Below are 6,322 nucleotides of genomic sequence, written 5' to 3'. Positions count from 1 at the left end.
TCCTCAAGCAGTTGCCGGAACATCGGCTTTTCTGAAAGGGACTCGGCCCGTGCATTGATCGGGCGGGGCAGTGTCGATCCATCCTTTGCCCAGTGCGGCAGAAGCCCCCACTCCATCAGCCGGATCCGGTTCCTGCTCTCCGCTGAAACAACCACCGGGTTCTCCGATCGCGGTGCTATGTTGAAATGGGACCGGAACCCGATGGTGGGATCAACGATGAGGAAGCGACCCCCCAAATCATCCACGGCCCAGAGCGCGTACCGGCTGCACATCATCCCTCTCATCGCGCCCCGCGCCTCATCAAACTTGCGGAACGTGCCGGGCACTTTCACCCCCCGCCAGCCTGAGCCTTATCTCCTGCTGCGCAGCAGCGATCCGGTGCTATGCAGATCGAGATCCGTAAGGGAATGAGCCTCTACCCGGGCAGCTGCAACGCGGTGGTTGCACCGGTACACATGATGGTCTCGGCCATCAACAGCAACGCGGATCTCCAGCGTTTCCTCTTCCTCTACATCGGCGGGAACTACTCCCGGGTCCTTTCAGGGATCCACCGGGACAGCACGAACTTCGAGATCCGCCGGGCGTTCACGGCCCACCAGCTCCTCTCGGTGCTCCGGGAGGCGTCGCACACCATTGTCCTTGTCGAGCACGACCCCACGCTCTTCGAGGGCGCGGAGAAGATACTTGCACCGGTTGCCGGGGCGCTGAAGGATGCCGGCCGGGAGTCGCTGGTCATCCTCTATACGCCGGCCATTGACCGGACGTTTGCCGCGCTGATGCGCCAGGCAGACCGGATCATCGAGATCGCGGCTGCCGAAGACCTCTCATCGCGAATCTCGCCCCGGGCGATCCGATTGCAGCGGAACGGCGGGCCACTCGCCGGCGGGCAGCGCACGCTGGATGTGGGATGATGGGCCGGACGTTCGTGAGCCCCCGCCTGGGCGTAAAAGATGTGGCGGACCGCTGGGCCCGGTCGGCCCGTGCGCTCAGAAAGGAGGACCAGAAATACGGGAAGGAGCTCGCGGACCTGGCAAAGGAGCACTCCAGCGAGGCATTCGTCGCCTGCAACGATCCGCTGGAGGCAGCGACGTTCTCGGTCCTGGTTGAGATCCTCAAACGCCAGGAGCGACTCAATACGGAGAGAAACGACGATGTGGATCCTTGACTCCGCGTACCGCAATGGCGGCATTGATCTCTGGACAAAGGAGGGCGGGGCCGTCACCCGGGTCCACCACCCCTACGACCCCCCGTTTCTCGTCCACTTTACCGACCCGCATGCCAGCCACGATATGATCGATGCGCTGGAGGAGCGGTACAACGCGGAGGAGTGTACTATCCGCACAGTTTTTGGCAGTCTTCCGGGGTACCGTGTCTTTGCAGACCGCAGGGTTGCCGAGGTCATCGAGGAGCAGGCGCAGTACGATGTGCAGCTCTTCAACGTGGATGTGCGCCGCGACCAGCGGTTCATGGCGGAACACGGGATCTTCCCGTGCAGCGGGAACAACAGCGACCGGTTCTATCCTGAAATTTTTCATGATCTTGACGTGATCACAATCCGGATCCACGGTGAGCCGGAGCGTTCGGCAACTCTTCCGGAGGTCGAGGTGGTCCACGAGCGCATCGAGCACTTTTCCGGGCCCGAAGGAACGGTTCTTTCCGCCCTCTTCTCGCGTATCTCATCCCTTGATCCGGATGTCATCCTGATGCCGGATGCGGACGCATGGATGCCCCGGCTCCAACGTCTGGCACAGGACCGTGGTCTCGTCATGCCGTTTTCCCGGAACGGGAAGTACCGGTCGATGAACTCCCGTTCGTACTGGAGTTACGGGAAGATGGAGCACAAGGATGCTGCCCTTGTCCCGGACGGGAGAATCCTGATCGATACAGAGCGGTCGTTTGTATTCCGCGAGGGGGGGCTCGAAGGTGTCCTGATGTCAGCCCGGCTCTCGGGGCTTTCCCCCAACCTGGTCTCGCGCTTCACCCCGGGGACTCTCATCAGCAGCTACGAGACGTATGAGGCCATCCGGTGGGACATAGCGGTCCCGTTCCGGAAGAGTGACGGCGAGACAATCCGGCGGATCAGCACGCTCCAGGCAGCGGACCGGGGCGGGATGATGTTCCAGCCCCGGCCGGGGGTATTCTGGAACGTGGAGGAGATCGATTTCACGTCCATGTACCCCTCAATCATCGTGCAGGAGAACCTCTCCCCGGAGACCATCGGGCACCCGGAACAACCGGGCTTTCTTCCTGCGGTCCTCAAACCCCTTCTCGACCTGCGGATCCGGACAAAGCAGCTGAAGAAAACCGATCCCGCGTTCAACGGGACCGACTCCATCCTGAAGTGGATGCTTGTCACCTGCTTCGGGTACACGGGCTACAAGAACGCGAAGTTCGGGAGGATCGAGGTGCACGAGGGGATAACAAGGCAGTCGCGGGAGCTCCTCATCAAAACAAAGGATATTGCCGAGGAGATGGGGTTTTCTGTCCTGCACGGGATCGTGGACTGCCTCTGGGTGCAGGGTGCCCACGTCAGTCTCCTGAAAGCCCGGGTCGAGCAGGAGACACGGCTGCACCTTGAATGTGAACACTTCGACTGGATCGTCTTCCTGCCGCTTGCGGACGGGTTCGGGGCGTACAACCGGTACTTCGGCAGGCTTCCCGATGGCAGCGTGAAGGTCAGGGGGATTGCGGCCCGCCGGCACGACACGCCGGAGTTCATCCGCGCCATGCAACAGGAGATGCTGACAGAAATGGGCCGTGCGGGAACAGTGGCGGAACTGGATGCAGTGTGGGATACCGTCCGCGGGATCTATCGGAAGACCATTGCCCGGCTCCCCTCAGCATCGGGGCAGGAAATGGCAATCAGCCGGAGGATCAGCCGCCTGAATTACGCCCACCGGTGCATTGAAGGGGCTGCGGTCCGGGCATACCGGGAACAGGGGGCTTCCGTTGCCCCCGGCATGAAGATCCACTACGTGGTAACCGATGCAAAGCGGTACCAGGCAGAGCCGGTGTGGGCAGCAAAGACCTTCGACCAGCAGTATTACCGCGGGCTTCTTGACAAGGCATGGGAGGAGATCGCATTCGCGTTCCGGAAGCGGAATCAGCCGGCGTGTCAGCCAGAGAAATGTGCAAACCTGTCAGCCTGGTGAAGAAAGGCGGCAGCCAAAAGAAAAAAGATAAAAAAATTACGCCGCCTTCACAGAATCCGCACACTTCTTTGCCATGAACGAGACAAAGATGGAGCAGAGGCCCATGACGATGGCGAAGCCGCCTGCGACAAAGGGCAGGAGGAGTGCTGCGACAAGGGAGTTGACGAGCAGCAGGAGGCCGAAGATCAGGCTGATGATTCCAATCACGCCGTTGCCCCAGTCCTTCTTCGTGAATGCCTGGAAGATGTGGGCAGCCCCGACAAAGCAGGCCCAGAAGCCGATGAAGATGATCACGAGTTCCAGGGTAAACAGTGTTGCATAGAACGGGTAGATAAGGATCAGGATGCCGGCGATGATGTTGATGATGGAAAGGAAGATCTTCCAGCCCATCGCGGTCCTGTCAACCGCAAGGCTGGCGAGCATAAAGATCCCGCCCACGAGCCAGTAGGCTCCCATGAACGTGATGAGGAGAACCGTGGTCATCCCCGGAGTCATGAGGAGAGCGATCCCAAGGAACAGTGCAAGGATCCCCCAGAGGAGGAGGAGCCACCAGGGGAAGAGCTGGAGCTCGACCATGTCCTGGGCGGAGAGTGTTACATCGTCTGCCATGGTTGTATTACCGGTTTAACATAATCGAGGCAAGTATTTACGCTATTCTCTTTTTACCGGTATGGTCGCGCAGGGCAGCCGATACCTTTTATTCATGACGGTCTTCCCGGATGTATCCCTTGATCGCCGTGAGTGTCGTGGTATCCATCATGACAGAAAAGTCCGGGTCCACCACATAGACCGGAAATGCGCCGGCAAGAGCATTCCGGGTGAGCCGGTAAATACGCGATTCGAGGAGCCGGGACGTCATCTCGTACCGGCTCTCGATGTCCCCGGTATCACCACTGCCTTCTCCAATATCCCGTGTAAGGCTTTTCAGGAGCAACAGCCGGTACTCCATCAGGCGGCCGGCCATGGCCCGGCTCTGCTGGCCGTGGAGGGTGCGGACGATGAAGTACTGGCTGACTGCAAGGACCGCCAGCAGGGAAACCAGGTGCGCAAGTTCCTTCAAACCAGACTCGGAAAGAAAGGTGTTCAGGGTGATCCCCGGCAGGAGAATAATTGACGTGAGGAAGAGAAAGACGATTGCCAGGAATCCGGTGAGGAACAGGAGCGAGATGAGTGCAGGGGGCAGGTCGCGGGAGAGCCGGCTCCTGAACCGGTCGAGGTTCTGGGCAAACCCTTCCGTGAAAGGCTCGACTTTCCAGACAAGGCCGTAGAACGTGATGATGATGAGGGACTGGGCAATGACAAAGAGCGCGGTGTTGCCGGGAACGAGGCCGGCATACCAGACGATCAGCGTGAAAACAATGTCAATGGAGAAGAGCAGCCCCAGCGGGAAGGTCAGGGTCCGGCAGTTCATGAAGAATGCGTTGACGAAGATCCGGGTGAACTGCCGGGTGCCGGACCGGATGCCGTTCTCCCAGAGCCAGGTGTGGAAGCGGGTGATCTCCGGCTTCTGCAGGGAGACTGCACCCGGGCTTGTCGGGACAAGGAGTGTTAAGAAGTAGAACATGTTGAGGTAGAAACTGGCGGCAATGAAGAGGATGATATAATCGGGGCGGATGATGTAGAGGACGATGTTTGCCAGGATACAGAGGGCAAGGACGACCTGCTGCAGGCGCCATGGTTCAGGCTGTGCCCGAAGGGCGGAAAATTTCTCCTCCGCGAGCGCCAGTTCTCCGGCAATGACCCCGGAAATCCGGGAGGAATCAGGGGAGTGTACGGGAGGGGTCGGCATAAGGGGTTCCGCTTCGTGTGTTCTATCCGGTATCATTTACGGCCATAAGTACACATCGCCCCGCAGTCGGGTCTCGCGAAATGTGCCTGTCTCTGCAACCTGCATTGCCCATTGCTTCTGCGATATATTCCCGACAGTATGCATTTTGTAGTTGAATTGACAAATACAGTACACGAAAGAGCGGACAGCGGTACTGCCCGGTGAAACCATGTTTGATACAAAAACTTCGTGCCTTATGAGGGGATTTGTGGGAATCCTCTTTGGTATCCTTGCGCTCCTGCTGCCGGAAATAACGCTTAATACCTTTAAAGTGTTCTTCTGGCTGTTGATCATCCTGGGGATCGCCATCCTGGGATTCCTTGCCATCACGGGGAAGGGCGACGAGTCCGGTATCTGGTTCGGGTTAGCCGCCGCCCTGCTGATTGCGGGTGTCATCTCCATCATCTACGCGGATTTTGTTGCGATCCTCTTCCTCCTGATCATCGCAGCGGTGGCATTCTACAACGGGTTCACTGATATCACGCTCTCCCTTGAGCACCCGCGGACCAAGTATATCTTCCTGCCCGCCATGATCCTCTTCGGGCTTGCACTCCTTGCAGCGCTGTTTTACTACTTCCCGGGATTTGCCGACAACCTGTACCTGTCCATCGTGGGAACGCTGGCCTTTGCATTTGGTATCTTTTCGATCCTGCTCGGGCTCTACCGGCCCGGTGAAACGGGTGATGATTCCGTCCCGGTCACCGCCAGTACCACCCACAAGCCCGGCCGCAGGTCATAACTCTGCCCATTTTTAAAACTCCGCCATGATCCCGCTTCATTCCGCGAAGTACGATGTCGTCGTTGTCGGTGCCGGACCGGCCGGCAGTGCAGCGGCGGGTGCCTGCGCAGCAGCGGGCCTCTCAACGCTCTGCATCGAGGAGCACGGGACAATCGGGCACCCGGTCCAGTGCGCCGGACTCCTCTCAAATGCCGCGTTTGCCGAGTGCCGGGTATCGGAGCGTCCGGTCCGGAACAAGGTCACCGGGGCCCGGGTTATCTCCGGTAAGGGATCCCGGATCCAGATCGATGCACAGAAGACCATGGCGTATGTGGTGGATCGCGGGATGCTTGACCGTGAGATGGCGGAGCATGCAGCCGATGCCGGTGCAGGATACCTGCTCCACGCAGGTGTCTGCGGCCTGGGGATCAATACGGTCACGACGCGGGGTCCGGGGGGGAGTGTGGATATCGGGTACAAGGTCCTGATCGCCGCCGACTGCCCCCGCAGCACGATTTCCCGGGTGCTGGTGTTGGGACGATCCCCGGTCTCGCGTGCCGGCATCCAAGTGGAGCTCTTCCACGAGCTCGGGCCCCGGTTTGTGGAGGCGGCACTCGCGGATGC

At 59.6% G+C, this 6,322-nt stretch carries 8 protein-coding genes; 5 read left to right on the top strand and 3 right to left on the bottom strand.

Annotated features, from left to right (window positions below):
• Window positions 1–326: SOS response-associated peptidase family protein (locus CW742_RS05325; RefSeq protein WP_292417507.1), on the bottom strand; the 326-nt coding region annotated here is incomplete at its 3' end.
• Between the two features lie 57 nt (window positions 327–383).
• Here CW742_RS05325 and CW742_RS05320 point away from each other — a divergent pair.
• From CW742_RS05320 to CW742_RS05310, 3 genes are read left to right on the top strand one after another with little or no spacing between them, the layout of a single operon-like run.
• The gene (locus CW742_RS05320; RefSeq protein ID WP_292417505.1) at window positions 384–911 is read left to right on the top strand and encodes a hypothetical protein; all 528 of its coding nucleotides are present in this window, start codon (window positions 384–386) and stop codon (window positions 909–911) included.
• A 14-nt stretch (window positions 912–925) separates the two neighbouring features.
• The gene (locus tag CW742_RS05315; protein ID WP_292417502.1) at window positions 926–1,165 is read left to right on the top strand and encodes a hypothetical protein; all 240 of its coding nucleotides are present in this window, start codon (window positions 926–928) and stop codon (window positions 1,163–1,165) included.
• Window positions 1,152–3,152, top strand: coding sequence for a type B DNA-directed DNA polymerase (locus CW742_RS05310; RefSeq protein WP_292417499.1), 2,001 nt, complete (start codon window positions 1,152–1,154; stop codon window positions 3,150–3,152). Before CW742_RS05315 ends, CW742_RS05310 begins: the two co-directional genes overlap by 14 nt.
• A 36-nt stretch (window positions 3,153–3,188) precedes the next feature.
• On the opposite strand, the gene CW742_RS05305 is transcribed toward CW742_RS05310, so the two are convergent.
• On the bottom strand, window positions 3,189–3,761 hold the full coding sequence (locus tag CW742_RS05305; protein ID WP_292417497.1) for an HdeD family acid-resistance protein: 573 nt from the start codon (window positions 3,759–3,761) through the stop codon (window positions 3,189–3,191).
• Between the two features lie 88 nt (window positions 3,762–3,849).
• Window positions 3,850–4,941: a hypothetical protein gene (locus CW742_RS05300; protein WP_292417494.1), complete on the bottom strand. Its 1,092-nt coding sequence runs from the start codon at window positions 4,939–4,941 to the stop codon at window positions 3,850–3,852.
• A 208-nt stretch (window positions 4,942–5,149) separates the two neighbouring features.
• Here CW742_RS05300 and CW742_RS05295 point away from each other — a divergent pair, with 208 nt between their 5' ends.
• Window positions 5,150–5,719: a hypothetical protein gene (locus CW742_RS05295; RefSeq protein ID WP_292417491.1), complete on the top strand. Its 570-nt coding sequence runs from the start codon at window positions 5,150–5,152 to the stop codon at window positions 5,717–5,719.
• 25 nt (window positions 5,720–5,744) lie between these two features.
• A partial coding sequence (locus CW742_RS05290) for an FAD-dependent oxidoreductase (RefSeq protein WP_292417488.1) occupies window positions 5,745–6,322 on the top strand: 578 nt, incomplete at its 3' end.

The organism is Methanoregula sp., assembly GCF_002835825.1.
GTDB lineage: Archaea > Halobacteriota > Methanomicrobia > Methanomicrobiales > Methanospirillaceae > Methanoregula.
Note: the sequence above shows the minus strand (reverse complement) of the source record. Positions and strands in the feature narration are given on the sequence as shown.

What these genes read in the sequence shown, in the direction of transcription:
- CW742_RS05295 (WP_292417491.1), top strand. Translation starts at nt 5,150, where the DNA reads ATGTTTGATACAAAAACTTCGTGCCTTATGAGGGGATTTGTGGGAATC.
- CW742_RS05310 (WP_292417499.1), top strand. Translation starts at nt 1,152, where the DNA reads ATGTGGATCCTTGACTCCGCGTACCGCAATGGCGGCATTGATCTCTGG.
- CW742_RS05300 (WP_292417494.1), bottom strand. Translation starts at nt 4,941, where the DNA reads ATGCCGACCCCTCCCGTACACTCCCCTGATTCCTCCCGGATTTCCGGG.
- CW742_RS05320 (WP_292417505.1), top strand. Translation starts at nt 384, where the DNA reads ATGCAGATCGAGATCCGTAAGGGAATGAGCCTCTACCCGGGCAGCTGC.
- CW742_RS05305 (WP_292417497.1), bottom strand. Translation starts at nt 3,761, where the DNA reads ATGGCAGACGATGTAACACTCTCCGCCCAGGACATGGTCGAGCTCCAG.